This window comes from Sporichthyaceae bacterium, assembly GCA_036269075.1.
In the GTDB taxonomy this organism is placed as follows: Bacteria; Actinomycetota; Actinomycetes; order Sporichthyales; family Sporichthyaceae; genus DASQPJ01.
On record DATASX010000028.1, the window covers coordinates 1 to 18,895 of the forward strand.

18 protein-coding genes are annotated in these 18,895 nt (G+C 69.6%); 7 read left to right on the forward strand and 11 right to left on the reverse strand.

Annotated features, from left to right (window positions below):
- Positions 1-68: 68 nt before the first annotated feature.
- Positions 69-1,454: an MmgE/PrpD family protein gene (locus tag VHU88_05445; protein HEX3611111.1), complete on the reverse strand. Its 1,386-nt coding sequence runs from the start codon at positions 1,452-1,454 to the stop codon at positions 69-71.
- A 290-nt stretch (positions 1,455-1,744) separates the two neighbouring features.
- Between VHU88_05445 and VHU88_05450 the strand changes: the two genes are divergently transcribed.
- Together VHU88_05450 and VHU88_05455 are read left to right on the forward strand one after the other, a co-directional pair.
- A complete protein-coding gene (locus VHU88_05450; GenBank protein HEX3611112.1) occupies positions 1,745-2,821 on the forward strand; it encodes an LLM class flavin-dependent oxidoreductase in 1,077 nt (358 codons plus the stop codon).
- Between the two features lie 12 nt (positions 2,822-2,833).
- The gene (locus VHU88_05455) at positions 2,834-3,388 is read left to right on the forward strand and encodes a DoxX family protein (GenBank protein HEX3611113.1); all 555 of its coding nucleotides are present in this window, start codon (positions 2,834-2,836) and stop codon (positions 3,386-3,388) included.
- Between the two features lie 85 nt (positions 3,389-3,473).
- On the opposite strand, the gene VHU88_05460 is transcribed toward VHU88_05455, so the two are convergent.
- Genes VHU88_05460 through VHU88_05475 form a run of 4 tightly spaced genes read right to left on the reverse strand, consistent with a single transcriptional unit; the run spans position 3,474 to position 6,901 of the window.
- Positions 3,474-4,166 (reverse strand): ABC transporter ATP-binding protein, encoded by a 693-nt coding sequence (locus VHU88_05460; GenBank protein HEX3611114.1) that lies wholly within the window; start codon positions 4,164-4,166, stop codon positions 3,474-3,476.
- Complete coding sequence (locus tag VHU88_05465) at positions 4,166-4,975, reverse strand: ATP-binding cassette domain-containing protein (GenBank protein ID HEX3611115.1); 810 nt, start codon at positions 4,973-4,975, stop codon at positions 4,166-4,168. The genes VHU88_05460 and VHU88_05465 overlap by 1 nt, the downstream gene beginning before the upstream one ends.
- Positions 4,972-6,051, reverse strand: a complete 1,080-nt coding sequence (locus VHU88_05470) for a Zn-dependent alcohol dehydrogenase (GenBank protein HEX3611116.1) — start codon at positions 6,049-6,051, stop codon at positions 4,972-4,974. The genes VHU88_05465 and VHU88_05470 overlap by 4 nt, the downstream gene beginning before the upstream one ends.
- Positions 6,052-6,079: 28 nt before the next feature.
- Positions 6,080-6,901: a metal-dependent hydrolase gene (locus tag VHU88_05475; GenBank protein ID HEX3611117.1), complete on the reverse strand. Its 822-nt coding sequence runs from the start codon at positions 6,899-6,901 to the stop codon at positions 6,080-6,082.
- A 170-nt stretch (positions 6,902-7,071) separates the two neighbouring features.
- Here VHU88_05475 and VHU88_05480 point away from each other — a divergent pair, with 170 nt between their 5' ends.
- Both VHU88_05480 and VHU88_05485 read left to right on the forward strand, forming a co-directional pair.
- Positions 7,072-8,220 carry a cytochrome P450 gene (locus tag VHU88_05480; protein HEX3611118.1) on the forward strand — a complete coding sequence of 383 codons (1,149 nt, stop codon included), beginning with the start codon at positions 7,072-7,074 and terminating at the stop codon, positions 8,218-8,220.
- Positions 8,217-9,092, forward strand: coding sequence for a hypothetical protein (locus VHU88_05485; protein ID HEX3611119.1), 876 nt, complete (start codon positions 8,217-8,219; stop codon positions 9,090-9,092). The genes VHU88_05480 and VHU88_05485 overlap by 4 nt, the downstream gene beginning before the upstream one ends.
- Here the strand turns inward: VHU88_05485 and VHU88_05490 are convergent.
- Together VHU88_05490 and VHU88_05495 are read right to left on the reverse strand one after the other, a co-directional pair.
- On the reverse strand, positions 9,002-11,596 hold the full coding sequence (locus VHU88_05490; protein ID HEX3611120.1) for a CoA transferase: 2,595 nt from the start codon (positions 11,594-11,596) through the stop codon (positions 9,002-9,004). The two genes, VHU88_05485 and VHU88_05490, sit on opposite strands and share 91 nt — an antisense overlap.
- A gap of 99 nt (positions 11,597-11,695) precedes the next feature.
- Positions 11,696-12,547 carry an SMP-30/gluconolactonase/LRE family protein gene (locus VHU88_05495; GenBank protein HEX3611121.1) on the reverse strand — a complete coding sequence of 284 codons (852 nt, stop codon included), beginning with the start codon at positions 12,545-12,547 and terminating at the stop codon, positions 11,696-11,698.
- 97 nt (positions 12,548-12,644) lie between these two features.
- Here VHU88_05495 and VHU88_05500 point away from each other — a divergent pair, with 97 nt between their 5' ends.
- A complete protein-coding gene (locus VHU88_05500) occupies positions 12,645-14,195 on the forward strand; it encodes a class I adenylate-forming enzyme family protein (GenBank protein ID HEX3611122.1) in 1,551 nt (516 codons plus the stop codon).
- Positions 14,196-14,198: 3 nt separating this feature from the next.
- On the opposite strand, the gene VHU88_05505 is transcribed toward VHU88_05500, so the two are convergent.
- The 3 genes from VHU88_05505 to VHU88_05515 form a co-directional block, all read right to left on the reverse strand.
- Positions 14,199-15,422: an FAD-dependent oxidoreductase gene (locus VHU88_05505; GenBank protein HEX3611123.1), complete on the reverse strand. Its 1,224-nt coding sequence runs from the start codon at positions 15,420-15,422 to the stop codon at positions 14,199-14,201.
- A complete protein-coding gene (locus VHU88_05510) occupies positions 15,419-15,739 on the reverse strand; it encodes a 2Fe-2S iron-sulfur cluster-binding protein (protein ID HEX3611124.1) in 321 nt (106 codons plus the stop codon). Before VHU88_05510 ends, VHU88_05505 begins: the two co-directional genes overlap by 4 nt.
- A gap of 85 nt (positions 15,740-15,824) precedes the next feature.
- Positions 15,825-16,130 carry a non-heme iron oxygenase ferredoxin subunit gene (locus tag VHU88_05515; GenBank protein ID HEX3611125.1) on the reverse strand — a complete coding sequence of 102 codons (306 nt, stop codon included), beginning with the start codon at positions 16,128-16,130 and terminating at the stop codon, positions 15,825-15,827.
- 175 nt (positions 16,131-16,305) lie between these two features.
- Here VHU88_05515 and VHU88_05520 point away from each other — a divergent pair, with 175 nt between their 5' ends.
- Together VHU88_05520 and VHU88_05525 are read left to right on the forward strand one after the other, a co-directional pair.
- Positions 16,306-17,544, forward strand: a complete 1,239-nt coding sequence (locus VHU88_05520) for an acetyl-CoA hydrolase/transferase C-terminal domain-containing protein (GenBank protein HEX3611126.1) — start codon at positions 16,306-16,308, stop codon at positions 17,542-17,544.
- Between the two features lie 182 nt (positions 17,545-17,726).
- The gene (locus VHU88_05525) at positions 17,727-17,999 is read left to right on the forward strand and encodes a hypothetical protein (GenBank protein HEX3611127.1); all 273 of its coding nucleotides are present in this window, start codon (positions 17,727-17,729) and stop codon (positions 17,997-17,999) included.
- Positions 18,000-18,265: 266 nt separating this feature from the next.
- Here VHU88_05525 and VHU88_05530 read toward each other — a convergent pair whose 3' ends face one another.
- Positions 18,266-18,832 (reverse strand): TetR/AcrR family transcriptional regulator, encoded by a 567-nt coding sequence (locus VHU88_05530; GenBank protein ID HEX3611128.1) that lies wholly within the window; start codon positions 18,830-18,832, stop codon positions 18,266-18,268.
- Positions 18,833-18,895 lie beyond the last annotated feature (63 nt).

Here is an 18,895-nt window from a genome sequence, read left to right on the forward strand (position 1 = left end):
CTACCCGAGCACATGTAGGGCGCGCGACACGACACAAGATGAGTGTCTGGGCCGTGGTGGGGGCGCGGTCAGACGGAGGTGCCGACCACGAGCTCGCTGAGCTCGCGGACGCTGTGCCGCTCGAGGTTCAGCACTACGTCGACCACGCGGTCCACGTCGGCCTCCGGCAGGCGCCGCAGCGTGCGGCGGGCCATCTCGACGCGCTGCTCCGCGTCCGGGATCGCCGCGGTCAGGCTGGGCACGACGCGGCGGATCATCTGGCCGTCGCGCAGGGTCACGACCACTGTCTGGTCGGCGAACGCACGGACGCTGGCGCTGTCGTCGACGTGGATGTGCACGCGCTCACGGGCCGCGACGTAGCGCGGGTCGCGGGAGGCGGAGTCGGAGAACGCGTGGGTGTAGGGCAGCACGGGGATGCCGCCGACCAGCAGGCCCGCCACGCCCTGGCGGATGCTGAATTTCGCCTGCTCGCCGCTGTCCGGGTCGCGGTACGGGGCGATGCGATCGGCCCAGGCGGGCACGTAAAGGTCGATCCGTACGACGTCGTCCGGCGCCACGCCGTGCTCGCGCATGATCCCGATCGTGCCGTGGATGGTCTGGTGGGTGAGCCCGCAGGCGCCGTACTGCTTCGGCGCGACGCCGGCCACCAGCAGGAACAGGCTCTCGCCGAGCCCGGCGGTCAGCTGCTCCGGCTGGTACGGCCGGGACCCGCCCCCGGCGAACTGCTCGCCCCAGGAGTAGGACCCGTCCAGGTAGTCGTCGCAGGCGGTGAAGCCGTCGCGGGCCAGTTGCGCGGCGAACGTGCCCGTCCGGGCCGGGACCCCGGCCTCGTGGACGTGGGACATCGAACCGCAGCCGCGGGTGCTGCCGTTGCTCAGCGGCAACGCCGTGCCCAGCGCGTGTCGCATGCGGGCGGCGTCGAGCCCGAACAGCCGCCCGGCGGTCACCGCCGCGCCGGCCGGACCGACCAGCGAGATGCCCATGAAGCCACGGTCGCAGGCGCCGATGCCGGCCCGACCGAGGCGGCCCTGCATCTCGATGCCGGCGACGACGGCGGCGAGATAGTCGGCGCCGCCGCAGTCCTGCGCCTCGCCGACGGCGAGCCCGGCCGCGATCGGCGGGATCAGCCCGGTCCCCGGCAGGGTGCCGTAGGACTCCAACTCGTCGGCGTGCGCGAGCGACCCGTTGACGTAAGCCGCCTCGGCGATCGAGGTGCGGAAGCCGCCGCCGATGATCGCCGACTGCCCGGTGGCACCGAGTTCGCGGGCGTAGCGCACCAGCATGCGGCTGACCGGTTGCGGGTGGGAATTGACCATCGCCCCGATGCATTCCAGCGTGAACATCTTCAACGAGGTCAGCGCCTCGACCGGGATGTCCTCGAAGCGCAGGTCGACCAAGTACTCACTGAGCGTGTGTGTGATGGTTCGCGACTCCAGCCCCACCGAGGCGCCCATGAGTTCCCTACCTCCGCACGCAGAATCGCCAGATGTCGACCGACGGTAGTCCGCGCGCAGCGCGGAGTCAACGCGGGTGTTGGATCGACTTGTCCACTCGTGCGCGGAGCGCTTGACAAGTCCCCACCGGACCGGGTCCGCGAGGCCGCGCAAGCCCACCCACAGCGGCGGTTCGACCCCTCCGAGGCTTGTCAACGCATGAGTTGACAGCGGTTCCGGGGCCCGACTATCTTCTCGTACATACAGACCTTCCTCGGGCCTTTCCCGAACGGCAACAGACGGAGATCACGGTGGAATTCGGACTCCTGTACGAATGGCAGATGCCCTTCGGCATTTCTCGGCCCGATGAATCCCGTCACTTCCTGGAAATGATCGAGCAGATCAAGTTCGCCGAGGCGATGGGCTTCAAGTCCGTCTGGTCGGTGGAGCACCACTTCCTGGAGTCGTTCTCCCATGCCTCGGCGCCCGAGGTTCTGCTCTCCTGGATCGCCTCGCAGACCACCACCATGCGCGTGGGTCACGGGGTCCGTTTGCTGCCCTACCCGTACAACCACCCGATCCGCGCTGCCGAGATGGCCGCCACCCTCGACCTGCTCTCGCAGGGCCGGTTGGAGTTCGGCTCCGGGCGCTCGGCCACCTCGCACGAACTCGGTGGTTTCGGTATCAACCCGGCAGAGACCCGCGAGATGTGGGAGGAGTCGCTGGAGCTGATCCTGAAGGCCTGGACCGAGCCGATCGTCGAGCACAACGGCAAGTACTTCACCCAGCCGCCGCGACCGATGGTTCCGAAGCCGCTGCAGCAGCCGCACCCGCCGCTGTGGATGTCGTGCACCAGCCCGGAGTCCCACGAGATCGCAGGCAAGCTCGGCCTCGGGCTGCTGTCCTTCACGCTCGCGCTGTCGATCGAGGAGGTCGCCCGGCGCATCGCGCTCTACCGCGAGACGATCAAGACCGCGACCCCGATCGGCAAGTTCGTGAACAACCAGACCGCGGTGTTCTCGATGACGCACTGTGCCGAGACCAGCGAGCTCGCGCGCGAGCGTGCCGAGGCCGGTGTCATGCGCTACCAGCACGACCAGATCGACCTGCTGTGCTCGCTCATCCCCATGATGGAGGAGGGCAGCTCCTACGAGCACTACCGGCGCTTCGTCGGCGTGGACTACGACAAGTTCAGCTACGACTACCTGGACAGCAAGGACATGATCGTCGTCGGCGACCCCGAGCGCTGCATCAAGATGGCGAAGCACTACGAGGCCATCGGCGTGGACCGTCTACTGTGCTTCATGCAGTACAAGGACATGCCGCACGAACACACGATGGACTCCATCCGGTTGTTCGGCGAAGAGGTCATCCCCGCATTCAGCTGAGGGGGCGCAACCGTGGGAAGTTCGAACGCGATGCACCTCGCGCTGCTCGCTCTGCGCGTCACGCTGGGCGTGATGATCGCGCTGCACGGCCGCAACCACCTGTTCGGGCCGGGCGGCGTCGAGGGGACGGCCCGTTGGTTCGCCTCGCTGGGATTCCGCCCGGCCAAGGTCCACGCGCTGATGAGCGGCTGGGTCGAACTGGCCGCCGGGGCGGGCCTGGTTCTCGGCCTGCTCAACGCCTTGGCCGCCGCGGCGCTCATCGGCCCCATGGTCGTGGCCGGCTGGGCGGCGCACCGCCCGAACGGCTTCTTCATCTTCCGCGACGGCTATGAATACGTGCTGGTCGTCGCGGTTGCAGCGCTGGCTCTGGCGGTTCTCGGGCCGGGCAAGTTCTCCGTGGACCACGCCCTCGGGATCGTCCACTACTCCCGGTCCGGCTATCACGGATTGGTCGGCCGCTACGGCGCCCTGATCGCCCTGATCGGCGGGGTCGGCGGCGGGGCGCTGCTGCTGGCAACCGGGTGGCGCCCGTCCCGCGAGCCCGCCGAGACCACTACGACGGTCTGAGCTTCCCTTACGCGCAAACAAAACGCGGGCCGGGCATTGCCGCCCGGCCCGCGTTCGGTGGTTGTGTCAGTGTTCGGTGGTTGTGTCAGTGGGCGCCGACGTAACGCTCGGCCAGCGCGTCCGCGTCGAGCTCCTGCGGTTGACCGGAGAAGACGACCTCGCCACGGTTGAGCAGGAACACGTAGTCCGCGACCGCCAAGGCGCGGGCCACGTACTGCTCGACGAGCAGCAGTGAAGCGCCGCTGCGGGCGAGCATCGCCAGGAACTCGAACAGCTCGTCGACGATCTTCGGGGCCAGGCCCATGGAGACCTCGTCGAGCAGCACGAAGCGGGGCTGCTGGACGTAGGCCCGGGCCAGCGCAAGCATCTGCTGCTCGCCGCCGGACATCGTCCCGGCCTGCTGCGACATCCGCTCACCGAGCCGCGGGAACGCGGTCACGGCACGGTCCAGCGCGGCGGCCTCGTCGCCCTTGGTGGCCTGCAGCAGCAGGTTGTCGCGCACCGACAGCGACCGGAAGATGCCCCGGCCCTCCGGGACGTGACAGACGCCCTTGGCCACCAGCTTGTGCGGGGCCAGCCCGGTGACATCCTCGCCGTCGATGAGCATCGAGCCGCCGGTTGGCTTGAGCAGCCCGGTGGCGACACGCAACAGGGTCGTCTTGCCCGCGCCGTTGGGCCCGAGCAGGGCCACGACACTCGACGGCGGGATCTTCAGGTCGACCCCGCGCAGCACCTGCGTGCCGGAGTAACCGGCGTGGATGTCACGCAACTCGAACATCAGACCGCCACCACTTCGTCGTCGAGCCCGGACAGTCGCTCAGCGTCGCTGCCGAGGTACGCCGCTCGGACCACCGCCGAAGCTGCGACCTCGCGCGCAGTGCCCTCGAAGATCGGCTTGCCGAAGTCGAGGACGTGGATGTAGTTGCACGTCGACATGACCAGCGCCATGTCGTGCTCGACGATGAGGATCGCGACGTTACGGTCGGCGACCACGGTCGTGAGGATCTGGCCGAACACCTCGGTCTCCTGGCGGTCCAGGCCCGAGGACGGTTCGTCCAGCAGCATGACCGGAAACTCCCCGGCGAGGCAGCGGGCCAGTTCCACCAGGCGGCGCTGACCGGTACTCAGATCCGCCGGTCGCCGTTGCGCCAGGTGGCCGATGCCGCACTGCTCCATCGCGTCCCTCGACAGTCGCCGCAGGTTCGCGGCCTGCGTCGCGGTGGCCCGCAGGTGCTTGAACGGGTTGCGGCCGGCCAGCGAGGCTTCCTTGCCCAGCGCGACGTTCTCCGCGACGGTGAGCGTGTCGAACAGCTCCATCCGCTGGAAGGTCCGGCCCAGTCCCTTGCGGGCGCGAGCCTGCGGCGCAGCGTGCGTGATGTCCTCACCGAACAGGTGCACGGTGCCTGCGGCCGGGCGGACGAGCCCGGTGCAGGCGTTGAACGTGGTGGTCTTGCCGGCGCCGTTCGGCCCGATCAGGCCGGTGATCCGGCCGCGGGGGGCCGCCAGGGTCTGTCCGTCGACCGCGACGAGGCCGCCGAACTTGACCACGATCCCCTCGACCGCGAGGCCGTCAATCGCAGTCGTCACCGGACCAGCACCGCCCGCAGAACCTCGCCCTTGGCGGTCGCGTCGAGGGCCTCGTTGACCTGGTCGAAGCCGTACCGGCGGCTGATCATCGAGGCCAGGTCGAGCTTGCCGGCCTCGGCCAGTCGGACGTAGTTCGGGAAGTCACGGTCCGGCACGGCCGAGCCCGAGAAGCTGGCCACGATGTGTTTGGCCCCGTAGATGAAGCTCAGCCCGTGCACCTGGAAGAAGTCGGTCGGGCCCATCGCGCCGACCACCACGGCTGTCCCCGCCGGGCGGGTCAGCTCCACGGTCTGGGTAATGGTCGCCGGGCGACCGACGACCTCGAAGGAGTAGTCCGCGCCGCGGCCCTCGGTCAGTTCGCGCACCGCCTCGACGGGGTCGGCGACTGTCGGGTCGATGACGTCGGTGGCTCCGCGGGCCAGTGCCGCGGCGCGCTTCAGTTCGACCGGGTCGATCGCGATGATGCGTTCCGCACCGGCGATCCGGGCGCCCTGGATGACCGACTGCCCGACCCCGCCGCACCCGACGATCGCCACCGTGGCGCCGGGCTGGACGTTCGCGGTCACCAGCGCCGCACCGACCCCGGTTGCCACGCCGCACCCGATGAGAGCGAGTTGCTCCATCGGCAGGTCGGACTCGACCGGCACCAGTACGCGCTCGCTGACCGTCATCAGATCGGCCATCGTGCCCAGGCCGCCGACGCAGGTCAGCGCTGAGCCGTCGGCCCGGGTGGCGTGGGCGATGCCGTGGGCGGCGTAGGTCTGCGGACAGACGAACGGCTGGTCCCGCTTGCAGTAGAAGCACTCGCCGCAGGTGGTGACGAACGAGGCGATGACCTTGTCGCCGACCTTGACCCGGGTGACGGCCGAGCCGATCGCCTCGACGACGCCCGCGCCCTCGTGGCCGATGATGACGGGCGGGGGGAAGCCGAGCGTGCCGTCCACGATGGACAGATCGGAGTGACAGACCCCGGACGCGGCGATGCGCACCACGACGTCGTTCGGGCCCGGCGCGATCGGCGTGACGTCCTCGATCGACACCGGGAGATCGACCCCGGTGAACACTGCTGCCTTCATGCGAATCCTTCCGCTGCTGCGCAGATCGTCAGTCGGCCACGCCGTACTTCTCCGAGGCGCGGGCGAGAATGAACAGGGCGCCCTCCATGGGCGGGAACTTCGTGGGGTCGTAGGACCGCCGGTGGCACTTGGCGATCCGCGGCCCGGCGTAGCGCAACAAGCCGAGCAGTGAGCTGACCTGACGGACCCGGCTGCGCAGGCGGCCGTTGACCCGCCCGGTCGCGAGGTCGTGCTTGATCATGCGGTTCGAGTTCTTGATGACGTACCCGAAGATGTGCAGCAGCGCGTACCAGAGGCCGTACAGGCGGTACCAGTGGTCGTCGTGGAGCAGCCGGAAGGTGCCGTTGACCACCGCGCGGTGCTCGTACTCCTCGGCGACGTGCCAGAGCCACAGGAACGTCGTCGGCTCGTGCCACTGCCCCAGCAGCTCCGGCGACCGGTCGAAGAAGAATCCCGACAGCGCCGGGCCGAGGGTCTCGAAGCCTTCCGAGTAGGCCAGGCAGAACTTCGAGCCCTTGGTACTCAGGAAGCGTTCGTAGTCGGCCTTGAGCTTCTCCTCGGCCGCGGCCAGGTCGTACCCGGCCGCGTAGAGCACCTTGTTGAACTGCGCGTGCATCCGGTAGTGCCGCGCCTCCTGCGAGTTGAACAGGTCAATATCGGCCAGCAGGGCGGTGTCGTCGGCGGGCACGCGGGTCTTGGCCTCGCGCATCACCTTGATCAGGAACGGTTCCAGCTGGGGTGCCAGCGAGGAGAACGCGTTGAAGACATGGCTGAACTCGGGGCCGGTCGGGTTCCAGTCGATGCGGGCGTCACTGAAGTCGATGTTGACCTTCCGCACCTGCAGGGTCATGTCCGACACGCAGGTCGCCTCCTTGCGACGGCTTTGCGGTTCCGGCCGACTCTACGCCAGTGTTGACTGGCATACAACACACGTGTTGACTGGAGTTCCGGACCGGCAGTAGTTTTCCACGGACGTCCTGATGACCCGCTATTCCCCGGGGGTGCCACGTGCGATTCGAGATGCGCGATAACAAGGTGGCCCAGGATCCCGGGCCTTATTACTCGCAGCTGCGCGACCGGTGCCCCATCGCCCACGTAGCCGACTACGACGGGTTCTGGATCCTCAGCCGGTACGCGGACGTCTCGGCGGCCGCGCGGAACCCCGAGGTGTTCAGCTCGGCGGACGGCATCACGATCCCCAAGCTGCCGATCCCACCGCAGATCTGCCTGGAGCAGGACGAGCCCGAGCACTCCCGGTACCGCAAGCCGATGCAGCAATGGCTGTCACCGGCCCGGATGGCCAAGCTCGAGGACCGCGTCCGCAGCATCGTCGACGGCCTGATCGACGACTTCGTCGCCAAGGGCGAGATCGACCTGGCCGCCGCGCTGGCCGAGCCGGTGCCCCCGCTGGTCATGGCGGCGCTGATGGGCCTGCCGGACAGCGACTGGCACAGATTCCGCGACCAGATGAACCGCATCGTCGGCTATGCGGCGGCCGAGGATCCTGCTGCCTCCGCGGCGGCGAGCCAGGAATTCGTCGGCTATCTGGCGATGAAGCTCGCCGAGCGTCGGGCCGCCCCTACCGACGACATGATCTCCGACATCGCGACCCTGCGGATCGACGGCGAGCCGCTTTCCGACGCCGACGCGATCTCGATGGCCTTCCTGCTGCTCGGCGCGGGCCACGAGACCACGGTCGGGGCGATCGGCGGGCTGCTGTACTACCTGGCCCGCGAGCCCGAACTGCAGCGCAAGCTGATCGCCGACCCGTCGTTGATCCCCGGCGCCGCCGAGGAAGCGGTCCGCCTGGTCGCCCCGCTGCCCGGGATGGGCCGCACGGTCCGCGCGAACATCGTCGTCGACGGGACCACGCTGCCGGCCGGCGACCGAGTGATGCTGATGTACGGCAGCGCGAACCGCGACCCGGAGCAGTTCGACGAGCCGGAGCAGTTCCGTCTCGGCCGCGACGCCAACCGGCACGTCGGGTTCGGCCAGGGCATCCACCGCTGCGTCGGCGCCCCGCTGGCCCGCTTGGAACTTCGGGTCGTGCTCGAACAGGTGTTGGCCCGGATCCCCGGCTTCACCCTCGCCGGCGACGACGCCGCCGAGGCGCGCTACGGCACCAGCCGCAGCTACCGAAAGCTCCTGGTCTGCTGGGACCCGCGATGACCAACTTCCCGTTGCCGTCGCCGGATCTGGTGAACCGCGCGACCGATCGGACCGGTCAGGCGACCCTCGACGTGTTGATCGCCGTCGGCATGCTCCTGCTGGTCGGCGCGGCCCTGCAACTGCGGCGGCGCTACGGGACCTGGGTACCGATGGCGATCGTCGTCGGCTCGACGGCGTCGGCGCTGATCGAGCCGCTGCCGGACATGGTCGCCGGGCTCTGGTACTTCGCGCCGGGGCAGCAGACGATCTACACCGCCTACGGGAACTCCTTGCCGTGGTGGACGTTCTTCAGCTACCCGGTCTGCTACGGCGGGTTCGGGCTGATCTTCTGGTGGCTGGTCGAGCGCGGCGCCGGCCGCCGGCGCTTGGCCATGCTCTGCGTGCCGATGGCGGTCTACCTGGCGGTCACCGAACTGTTCCTGATCAACAGCGTGCACCTGTACACCTACTACGGCCCGGGCGCGTTCCGGCTCGGGCACTTCCCGCTGTTCATCTGCCTGCTGAACACGACGATCGTGCTGTCGATCGGGACCGTCGGCGCGCGGCTGCGCCGATCGATGCCGACCCGCGAGCAGTTGCTGCCGGCGTTCTTCCTGCCGTTCGTCAGTATGGTCATCGGCTTGCTGCTGCTGCCCGCGGTGTTGTTCACGGTCCTGCACACCGCGCATCCGTCGCAGGGCCTCATCCGGGCGACGACGCTGGGGACCATGGGCCTGACCGTGGCGATGATGTACGTCGCCACCTTGTTCGTGCCGGCGACCGGCTTCGCGCCGATCCAGCCTCAGATCACGCCGTCCTCGGCGAGCCGGGTGATCTCCCCGCTCGACATTCCGAGCAGCTCCCCGAGCACCCACTCGTTGTCCTCACCGTAGCACGGCGCGGCCCGGTCGATCGGGCCGCCGATGTGGGCCGGGGTCTCCGCAAGCCGCACCGGGAACTCGGCCAACGGCCAACGGCCGATCTTCGTGCCGGTCACCTCGGTCAGCCAGTTCAGGTGCGCCAACTGCGGGTCGCGGTCGCACCGGTCACCGGCCGTTTGGCACACCCCGGCCGGAATTCCGTTGCCCTGCAGCAGATCCATCAGTGGGTAGTCCGCGCGGCTGCTGGTCCAGTCGTTCAGCAGGCGGTCCAACTCGTCCTGTTGGGCCAAGCGCCCGGTGAGCGTCGCGAACCGGTCCGCGGTCGCCCAGCTCTGGCCGATCACCGTGGCCAGAGCGCGCCAGTGGGCGTCGGTCAAGCACGCGATCGCGATCCACCGGTCACCGCCGGCACAACGGTAGATGCCATGCGGTGCCGCGTCGCCGGTCACCGACCGGTTGCCGGTCCGGGTCCACGGCCGGCCGGTGGCCGAGGCCTCGAGCACCGCGCCGCCGCTCAGGAAGATGCCGGACTCGGTCTGCGAGGCGTCGATCCACTGCCCGCGGCCGGTCCGGTCGCGGTAGTGCAGGGCAGCCAGCATCGCGGTCGCGAAGCTGTACGCGCCGATCCAGTCCAGGTATGAGTAGCCCCAGCCGGCGGGCATCGCCGGCTCCGGCAGCCCGGACATCTCCGAGACGCCGGACAACGCGGCAGCGATCGGGCCGACGGCACGCAGCCGGCCGTAACTGCCGGCGGTGCCCATGCCGGACTGCTGGGCGTAGATGATGTCGGGCTTGATCTCGCACAGGGCGCCGTAGCCCAGGCCCCAGCGGTCGAGCACACCCGGGGAGAAACCTTCGGCGACGATGTCGGAGATCGCGATCAGCCTGCGGGCGATCGCCAACCCCTCGGGATGCCGCACGTTCAACGAGAGCCCGCGCTTGCCGGGGTTCTTGTTGTTGAACTGCCCGCCCATGTCCGGGTCGGTGACTCCGGGCAACGGTTCGGTGGCGGCGTCGCGGGCGGCGCGGCCGCCGACCGGGGCCATCGCCGCGATACGGGTGTCCGGGTTGGCCTTCCACTCGACCTTGATGCACTCGGCACCCAACGCCGTGAGGAACCGCGTGCCGCCGGCCGAGGCCAGGAACCAACTGAAGTCGAAGATCCGGACGCCGGACAGCGGGAAAGGCTTTCCGTGCGGGGAAAGCGGCGCGGTCTCGACGCGCGGGGCCACGCTGATCGAGGCGCGCACTGGCTCGTCGTCCTCCTTGGCGAGCTCCTCGAGGATCGCTGCGGTGTCCTCGCCCAGCAGCGGGGCGCGGCGGCCGACCGTCCAGTGCGGCTCGGTGGAGATCCATTTGCTCACCGCGTAGGTGAAACTGCGGCCGGCCTCGGGGTGCTCGACACTGGCGAAGGTGCCGCGCGCCACCCAGTGCGGGTCGTCGACGTTCTCCCCCGGCTTGCGTAGCGGGGCACACACGACGCCGGCGTCCTGAGCCGCGAGCCACGGGAACGAGTCGTAGGTGTGCTTGTGGACGAACCGCGCCAACTGGTCGGTCAGCCGGGCCGTGCGGCTGCTGACCGCGGAACTGCCGGGAATGTTGCGGCCGCCCTCCGCGCCCGTCGAGTCCTCCAGGTCGACCGGCATGCCTTGCGCGGCAAGGAATTCGACGATCTGCGCCTCGTTCTTCGCCCCCATCGGCATCGTGATGACCCAGCGGCCGTCCTTGGTCGACGCGATCGTCGGAACCGTGGAGACCTTCTCGGCCGCGTGCCGACAGGTCTGGCGGTTCAACGGGGCGCGGCGGAAGACCCAGTTCATCAGGTCGAGTTCGGTGCTCTTGGCGACCGCCTCGTGGACGGCGCAGGATACCGACTGTCCGGCCCCGGTCCGCTCCTGGTGGACGACCGCGGCCATGATCCCGATCATCATCTGCTCGCCGGCGATGACATAGGCGTTCCAGGCCGCGGGCGCGATCGGCGGCAGATCGTAGGTGCCGTCCGGCAACGGGTCGTAGCCGCAGTTCATCACCGGGCCGCCCAGGGCCAGGTGCACCAGGTCGCAACCCTGGTGGCCGGCCCACGGGCCGTCGTCGCCGAAGGGCGTCATCCGCGCGATCACCAGCCGCGGGAACTTCGCGCGCAGCGCGGCCTCGCCCAACAGTTCGTGGCCCAGTGTCCAAGCCGCGTCGGCGCCGGCCAGCAGCAGAACGTCGGCGGTGCCGATCAGTTTCACCAACGTGTCGATGTCGGCCGCCGAGGCCGGGTCGACGACCAGCGAGCGCTTGCCCCGGTTGTGCTGCCAGAAGAACAGCGAGGTCTCCGGCGACGGCGAACCGGCGAACGGGCCGATGGCCCGGGTTCGGCTGCCCTGCGGTGACTCGATCTTGACGACGTCGGCACCGAGACCGGCCAACAGCAGGCCTGCATACGCGGCGGTCTCGTCGGCAAGCTCGACGACCCGCAGGCCGTCGAGAATCCCGGGGCCGTCGGTCCGGTCGGCGGAGGGGAGCGTCATGCGGACACCGTCCGTCTCGTCAGCGCCGGGCTGTAGAGGCCGTGAGGCAATTCGGGAGAGCAATCAACATCAGTGTTGAGTGTAGTCGAAATTGCCGATTCAGGCCAGACAGATCCGAGCCTGTGGGGAAGGCAGCCCGACGCACGGCGCAGGGGTCCGGAACACCGAACCGCCCTCCGGATCGGGATGCTCGGCGTTGCTGCCGCTGAGCACGTAGAGCGTGCGCAGGTCCGCGTCGCCGAAGCAGACCGAGGTGACCAGTTCGGCCGGGACGGCGATCTCGGCGCTCCGTCGACCCGATGCGTCCCAGGCGACCACGACGCCACCGCCGGCCATGGCCACCCACACCGAACCGTCGGCAGCGACCGCAAGACCGTCCGGCACCCCGGCGTACTCGCTGGTGTCCACGAAGCTCTCGTGCCCACCGTCGGCCAGGCGGTAGCGGCGGATCGCCCTGCGCGGGCTGTCCACGTGGTAGAGCCAGGTGTCCGTCGGGTCGGCCCCGAGCCCGTTGCTGATCAGGACGTCGTCGGCGAGCACGTCGAAATGGCCGTCGAGGTCGATCCGGTAGAGCCGGCCGCGCTGCGAGCCGTCGTGCACGACCGGCACCGATCCGACGTAGAGCCGCCCGGCCCGGTCCGCGGTGAGGTCGTTGAAGAACTGCTCGTCGGCCGCGGTCTCGTGCAGAACCGAGCCGGTGCCGTCGAAGTGTTTGTGGGACACGTTGCGGCCGCTGACGACCAGACCGCCCGCAACGTGCGGGACCAGGCCGCCGATCCCCTTGCGATGCGGCAGCACGGTCACCGGATGTTCGGCGCCGGGACGCAACGCGTGCACTCCCCCGGCGCCGAGCATGTCGCTGAACAACAGGCCTTGCTCGGGATGCCAGCGGCCACCCTCGAGCAGCCCGTATCCGGATGCAACCCGGGTCAGCGCCGTCGAGGTCGGCATCGATCGACTCCTTGCAGAATGCTCCGCTGTTTCCGCGAGAGTCCCATCGGGAATCCGACCCTGTCAACACGAGTGATGATTGGATAACCTTACGGTCGTGTACGAGTTCGCCGACCTCGAGGTGCGGACCACGCCCCAGGTGCTCGCGGCCGTTGCCGAGCACTGTCCGGACCGACTGTTCGTCGTGGCCGAGGACGGGTCGGCGACCTACGCGACGGCCGCACGGACTGCCGTCGCCCTGGCCGGCCGACTGCGTGCCGTCGGCGTGCGACCGGGCGATCGGGTCGGTGTCGCGTTGCCGAACGGGGTGCGGTGGTGCCTGGCGTTGCTGGCCGCCCACGTGCTCGGCGCGAGCGCGCTTCCGTTGAACACCTGGCAACGACCCGCCGAGACCGCGGGCGTGCTGCGGCGGGCGCAGCCGCGGGTGGTCGTCACCGACACCGAGATCGCCGCGCGCATCGGACTGACCACGGACCTGGTGTTCTGCGAACGGGGCGACGAGGTAACCGAAGTAACCGAAGCAACCGCTCTGGACGAGGCGATTTCCGCACTGCGGACCGCGCCGACCCGCGAGGACGACGACGCCCTGGTGCTGTTCACCAGCGGGAGCACCGCCGAGCCCAAGGCGGTCCGGCTCGGCCAGGCCGGCCTGGTCCGCACCGGACACGCGATCGGCGAGCGGCAAGGGGTGCGCGCGGACGACCGGATCTGGTTCGCGCTACCGCTGTTCTTCGTGTTCGGCTGCTCGAACGCCTTGCCCAACGCGCTGACTCACGCGGCGACCCTGTGTCTGCAGGAGCGGTTCGAGCCCGCGGCCGCGCTGGAATTCCTGGAACGCCATCGCTGCACCGTCTACTACGGCGTCGCGTCGATCACCCGGGCGTTGGTCGCCTGCCCGGACCTGCCACGCCGGGACATCTCGGGACTGCGTACCGGAACCGCGAACGCCACCGCCGAGGATCTGCGCCTGGCGATCGAGGTGCTCGGCGTGCGCGAGGTGTGCAACGCCTACGGGATGACCGAGGGCCACGGCCACACGACGATCACCGCGCACACCGACCCGCCGGAGGTCCGCATGGCCTGCCAGGGCACGCCGCTGCCGACGCAGGAGGTGCGCATCGTCGACGACGCCGGGGTTCCGGTGCCGGTCGGTACCGTGGGGCACGTCCGGATCCGCGGGGTGATCACGCCCGGCTACCTGGACAACCCGAAACTGAACAACGCGGCGTTCGACGCCGACGGCTGGTTCCGCACCGGCGATCTCGGCGCGCTCGACGAGCACGGCCGCCTGCGCTTCGTCGGGCGCAGCGGGGAGATGATCAAGGCCAAGGGCATCAACGTCTCACCGAGTGAGGTCGAGGCCGTGCTCGGGACTCATCCCGACGTGGCCGAGGCGTTCGTGTTCGCGGTCGACCTGGCGACCGGCGATCAGGCCGTGGGTTGTGTGCTGATCGCGGAACAGCCTGCGGTCGATCCCGAGAAGCTGATCGATGTCGTGGTCGAATGGGCCCGGGACCGCATGTCGAGCTACAAGGTGCCGACTCGCCTGTGGGTGCGCGACCGCGCGGCGTTGCCGTTGACGGCGACCGGGAAGGTCTCGAAACGGCTGCTCCGCGAACAGGTGAGCGCGGAGCCTTTGGCTGACTGACCGTCAGAACACCAGCAGGGACTTCGCCGAGAACCCTGCTTCGCCCACCGTTTCCGGCCCCACCGCGACCCCGGCGGCCAGGATCTTACGGGCCGTCAGATGTTCCTTGACCTGGTTGACCGACTCCACGCCGACCAGGCGGCCGCCCGCGAAGCACCACACGGAGAAGGCACCTTGGTCCACCGCCCCGACGGTCACCGTCGTGTCGTGACCCTGCGTCAGGCCGGCGATCTGCAACTTGACGTCGCCCTGGTCGGACCAGAACCAGGGCACGGCGCAGTACGGCTCGCTGCGCCCCACGATGTCACGGGCCGCGCACCGCGCCTGCTCCACGGCGTTCTGCACGGATTCCAGCCGCACGGCCGAACCACCGGCCCAGCGGCTCGGGGCGCGCGCGCAGTCGCCGACCGCGTAGACGGCGGCGTCGGAAGTGCGCAGGAACTCGTCGACCAGGATGCCGTTGTCGGTGGCCAGCCCGGCCGCACCGGCCAGAGCGTCCTCGGCCAGTGCGCCGACGCCGAGCACGACCAGGTCCGCGGGCAACTGCTCCCCGCTGGTGGTCGCCACCGCGGTGACCTGTCCGCCCGTGCCGAGCAACTCCGTGACGCTTGCGGACAGTTCGACGCGAACCCCGCGAGTGCGGTGCGACTGGAGCAGGAACTCGGCGGTGGCCGCGCTGAGCACCCGGCCCATCAGCCGCGGGGCGAGTTCGAGCACCGTGGTGGTACGGCCCATCGCCGCGGCGGTGGCGGCGACCTCCAGGCCGATGAACCCGCCGCCCACGACGACCACGTGGCCCGCTGCCTCGAGCCGCTCGCGCATCGCCTCGGCCTCGGCCAAGGTGCGCAGCGACAGCACGCCGGCCAGGTCTCGACCGGGCAGGACGATCTCGCGGTGCCTGCCGCCGGTGGCCAGGACCAGCACGTCGTAGCCCATGACCTCGCCGTCGGACAGCCGGATCTTGCGGGCGGCTCGGTCGATCGACTCGACGCTCCGGCCGCGATGCAGTTCCACGCCTGCCTCGGCGAACCACGACTGCGCCCGCAGGAAAAGGCGTTCCCGGGTGACCGAGCCGGCCAGGTGCGCCTTCGACAGCGGCGGGCGCTGATAGGGCAGGTGCTCCTCGGCGCCGATCATCACGATGTTGCCGGCGAACCCCTCCTCACGCAGCGAGGCGGCGACCTGGCAGCCGGCCTGGCCGCCGCCGACGATCACGACGTCGGTCATTCCTGCCTCGGGGCGACTCGGACGACCAAGCCGTCGGTGGCCGAGGTCATGAGCAACTGGCACGACAGCCGGCTGTTCGACTCGCGCGGTGCGGCGACGAAACCGAGCATGTCCTCCTCCTCGTCGCCGATGGGCGGCAGTGCGTCGAGCGGGCCGTCCTCGACGTAGACATGGCAGGTGGCGCAGGCCATCTCGCCGCCGCAGACGGCGAGGATCTCGTGGACGCCGTTGGCGGTCGCGACCTGCATGACCGAGGTCCCCTCGGCCGCGTCGAGCACTGTGTCGAATCCGGCCCGACGCAGCGTCACTTTCGGCATTCGAGCACCCCGTATCCGCTCACGAACCCGTCTGTTCGCTTGTGCTCCTCGCTCGTTCCTCGCTCGTCGCAGTCACTCACGAAGTTCAGATCTCCACGTAGATGTCGGCGCCGTCGAGGCTCACCGGGTAGGTGGGCACGGGCTCGGTGGCGGGCAGGCCGTCGGGCTTGCCGGTGCGCACGTCGAAGCACGAGCCGTGCGCCGGGCAGATGACCTCGCAGCCGTCGAGGTCTCCGTCGGAAAGCTCGATCTCCTCGTGGCTGCACAGGTCGCCGATCGCATGCACAGCGCCGTCGTCCAACCGCGCCAGGCACACCGGCACACCGGCCACCTCGACCCGGCGCAGCGTCCCTGTCGGCAGGTCGTCGGTCGTCCCGACCAGATGTCTCATCACGCCACCTTAGGTGCGGTCCGCCTTTCATCGACTTTGGCATCAAGACATCCCCAAGTCAACTCTGGTGTTGACACGGCCGCACATCCCCTTGTCCAGCAAGAAGGACTGTCCTGCAATATCAGTCAACACGAGTATTGACAGCAGCCTCCGGAGGCTGGGAATCTCGCGTGCGATGAGTCGCAACGATCTCGCACAACACCTGCGGCCGGGCGACGTGCTCGTCGCCGCGCAGGTCCTCGGCGAACCGACCGCCCTCCTCGACGCGCTGTTCGAGCAGGGCCCACTTCCCGAGAGCCTGCGACTGTTCGTCGGCATGAGCCTGACCGACGTGCTGACCCGCTGCCCGGCAGGCATCCGTCCGGTCACCTCGGTCGGCATGCCTCCCAACGGCGGGCTGATCGCGCGCGGCGACATGGACCTCGTGCCCTGCCACATGTCCGAACTGCCGTGGCTGCTCTCCGCCGGACCGCTGTCGACCGACGTCGCGATCGTCGCGGTCAGCCCGCCGGACCCGGACGGCTGGTGCAGCCTCGGCGTTATATCCGACTACGCCGCGCCGGCGGTGGCCCACGCCCGGGTCGTGCTCGCCGAGATCAACGACCAGGTGCCGGTGGTCGGTGGCGACACCCGCGTGCACCTCGACCGGATCACCGCCTCGATCCGCACGTCGCGACCCCTGCCCGAGTACCCGAAGGCCGTGCCGTCGGACCTCGAGCGGGCGATCGGGGCCAACATCGCCCCCTACGTTCGCGACGGCAGCTGCATCCAGGTCGGCATCGGCAAGCTCGGCGAGGCCGTGCTGGCAGCAGTTTCCGACCGCCACGATCTCGGTGTGCACTCCGGCATGATCGGCGACACGTTGCTGGAGATGATGCGCGAAGGCATCGTCACCAACAAGGCCAAGGAGATCGACCGCGGCGTCTCCGTCGCCGGCGCCGTGCTCGGGTCCGCCCGAGCGGTGGCGTTGGCGGCCGACGAGCCGAACCTCGTTCTGCGGGAGATCGCCTACACCCACGACCCAGCGCGGATCGCGGAGATCTCGAACTTCGTGTGCGTCAACTCGGCGCTCGAGGTGGACCTCTTCGGGCAGGTCAACAGTGAAACCGCGGGCGGCCGTTACGTCGGCGCGATCGGCGGTTCGGTCGACTACCTGCGCGCCGCGGTGCGCGGCCCGGGTGGGCGGTCGATCGTCGCGCTGCCCGCGTCGACGGGCAAGGGCACCAGTCGGATCGTGCCCCGGGTGGAACGAGTCACCGCTCTCGGTGCCGACGTCGACGTGATCGCCACCGAGCACGGCGTGGCCGAACTGCGGGGGTGTTCGGCCGGCGAGCGGGCCCGCCGCCTGATCGCGGTCGCCGCGCCCGAGGCCCGCCCGGCATTGCGTCAGGCGGCGGACGAAGCCGGCCTCTGAGCCGAGCGGCTCAACCGACTCGGGCCCGGTACAGCGGGTGCCTGCTCAGCGGATGTGTCGGGAAGCTGACACCGGCAGGGTCGGGCCGGCGACAGCCTCCACCGTCGTGCGGGTGGATGGTTCGGGTGTCGGGGACGCGGTGTCCCGGACCGGAGAATTCCACGAGGAAGGTTGTGATCGCGATGCGCAAGGCACTTTCTGCTCTGGCCCTGACCGTCGCCGCGCTGTCGGCGAGCCCTGTCGCTGCAGGCGCGGCTACCGTCCACACCGCCTCGGTCGCGGCCCCGGCACTCGGCGCGGGGCACGGGCACGGCGGGCACGGGCACGGGCACGGCGGGCACCACCACGCGCCCAACTGCAACAACGACCCGAGCTCCGGATACGCAATGGATCCCGACGTCTGCCCGCTGAGCAACAACGGCAATGTCTACGACGGCGACCCGGGCGAGTACTGAGCCTCGCGTCGCGCTCCATTCACGACCGGGCAGAGTTGCAACCCCTGGGGCGATCTCCGCTTCAAATCGCCACATGCGTTGCAACTCGGCCCCGTGGTGGCGGGCGGGGCGGGCGCGGTGGGGCGGGCGGGGCGAGGCGGGCGCGGCGGGCGAGGCGCGGCGGGCCCCCAGCTCACCCAGCCCCCATCACCACGCCTGGGCAGAGCTGCAACCGGTGAGGCGATCCCGCCCACCGGAAGTCGCCCCACCTGTTTCAACTCAGCCCGTCAGCCGGCGGTGGCGGAGGCGACCTGCATCGCTGCGACCACGAACCGGGCCAGCCGCTCGTCGGCGTCCGCCTCGGTCAGCCCGTCCAGGGATCGGCGCATGACCGCGAGCGCGCCGCCGACGATGAAAGTCACCGTCAGGTCGATGTCCTCGATCACGAAGGCGCCGGCATCGACGGCGCGTTGCAGCGCGGCAGTCGCGTAAGGCCGGATCGCCTCGACGAAAAGCTCGTCACCGTGGGCGAGGTTGACGATCAGCGCGCAGAACGCGGGGTCGTCCTGGGCCAGTCGGACGAACCGGCGTAGGGCCCGGACGGCCACCTCGGCCTCATCGCCCGGCTCGGGATCGGCGACGATCTCGGCAGCCAACGCCTGGACGGCCTCCCGGACCACCGCCGCGACCAGTTCGTCCTTGGAGGCGAAGTGATTCTGGAACGAGCCGAGCGCCACCCCGGCCTCCTTGGTGATGTCGAGGATGCGCAACCCGGCAACACCGTCGCGCGCGATCAACCGATGACCGGCGGCCACCAGCCGGCCTCGGGTGCGCGCTCGTCGCGGATCGGCCACCGGGTCATTGTGCCGAACTTGTTGAAACGGTCTTCAGAATTTTCTTGAAAGTAGTTTCAGAAA

Coding starts and splice junctions, on each gene's coding strand:
- VHU88_05515 (HEX3611125.1), bottom strand. CDS start 16,130: ATGAGACATCTGGTCGGGACGACCGACGACCTGCCGACAGGGACGCTG.
- VHU88_05510 (HEX3611124.1), bottom strand. CDS start 15,739: ATGCCGAAAGTGACGCTGCGTCGGGCCGGATTCGACACAGTGCTCGAC.
- VHU88_05505 (HEX3611123.1), bottom strand. CDS start 15,422: ATGACCGACGTCGTGATCGTCGGCGGCGGCCAGGCCGGCTGCCAGGTC.
- VHU88_05445 (HEX3611111.1), bottom strand. CDS start 1,454: ATGGGCGCCTCGGTGGGGCTGGAGTCGCGAACCATCACACACACGCTC.
- VHU88_05470 (HEX3611116.1), bottom strand. CDS start 6,051: ATGAAGGCAGCAGTGTTCACCGGGGTCGATCTCCCGGTGTCGATCGAG.
- VHU88_05485 (HEX3611119.1), top strand. CDS start 8,217: ATGACCAACTTCCCGTTGCCGTCGCCGGATCTGGTGAACCGCGCGACC.
- VHU88_05475 (HEX3611117.1), bottom strand. CDS start 6,901: ATGACCCTGCAGGTGCGGAAGGTCAACATCGACTTCAGTGACGCCCGC.
- VHU88_05520 (HEX3611126.1), top strand. CDS start 16,306: ATGAGTCGCAACGATCTCGCACAACACCTGCGGCCGGGCGACGTGCTC.
- VHU88_05480 (HEX3611118.1), top strand. CDS start 7,072: ATGCGCGATAACAAGGTGGCCCAGGATCCCGGGCCTTATTACTCGCAG.
- VHU88_05495 (HEX3611121.1), bottom strand. CDS start 12,547: ATGCCGACCTCGACGGCGCTGACCCGGGTTGCATCCGGATACGGGCTG.
- VHU88_05525 (HEX3611127.1), top strand. CDS start 17,727: ATGCGCAAGGCACTTTCTGCTCTGGCCCTGACCGTCGCCGCGCTGTCG.
- VHU88_05460 (HEX3611114.1), bottom strand. CDS start 4,166: ATGTTCGAGTTGCGTGACATCCACGCCGGTTACTCCGGCACGCAGGTG.
- VHU88_05490 (HEX3611120.1), bottom strand. CDS start 11,596: ATGACGCTCCCCTCCGCCGACCGGACCGACGGCCCCGGGATTCTCGAC.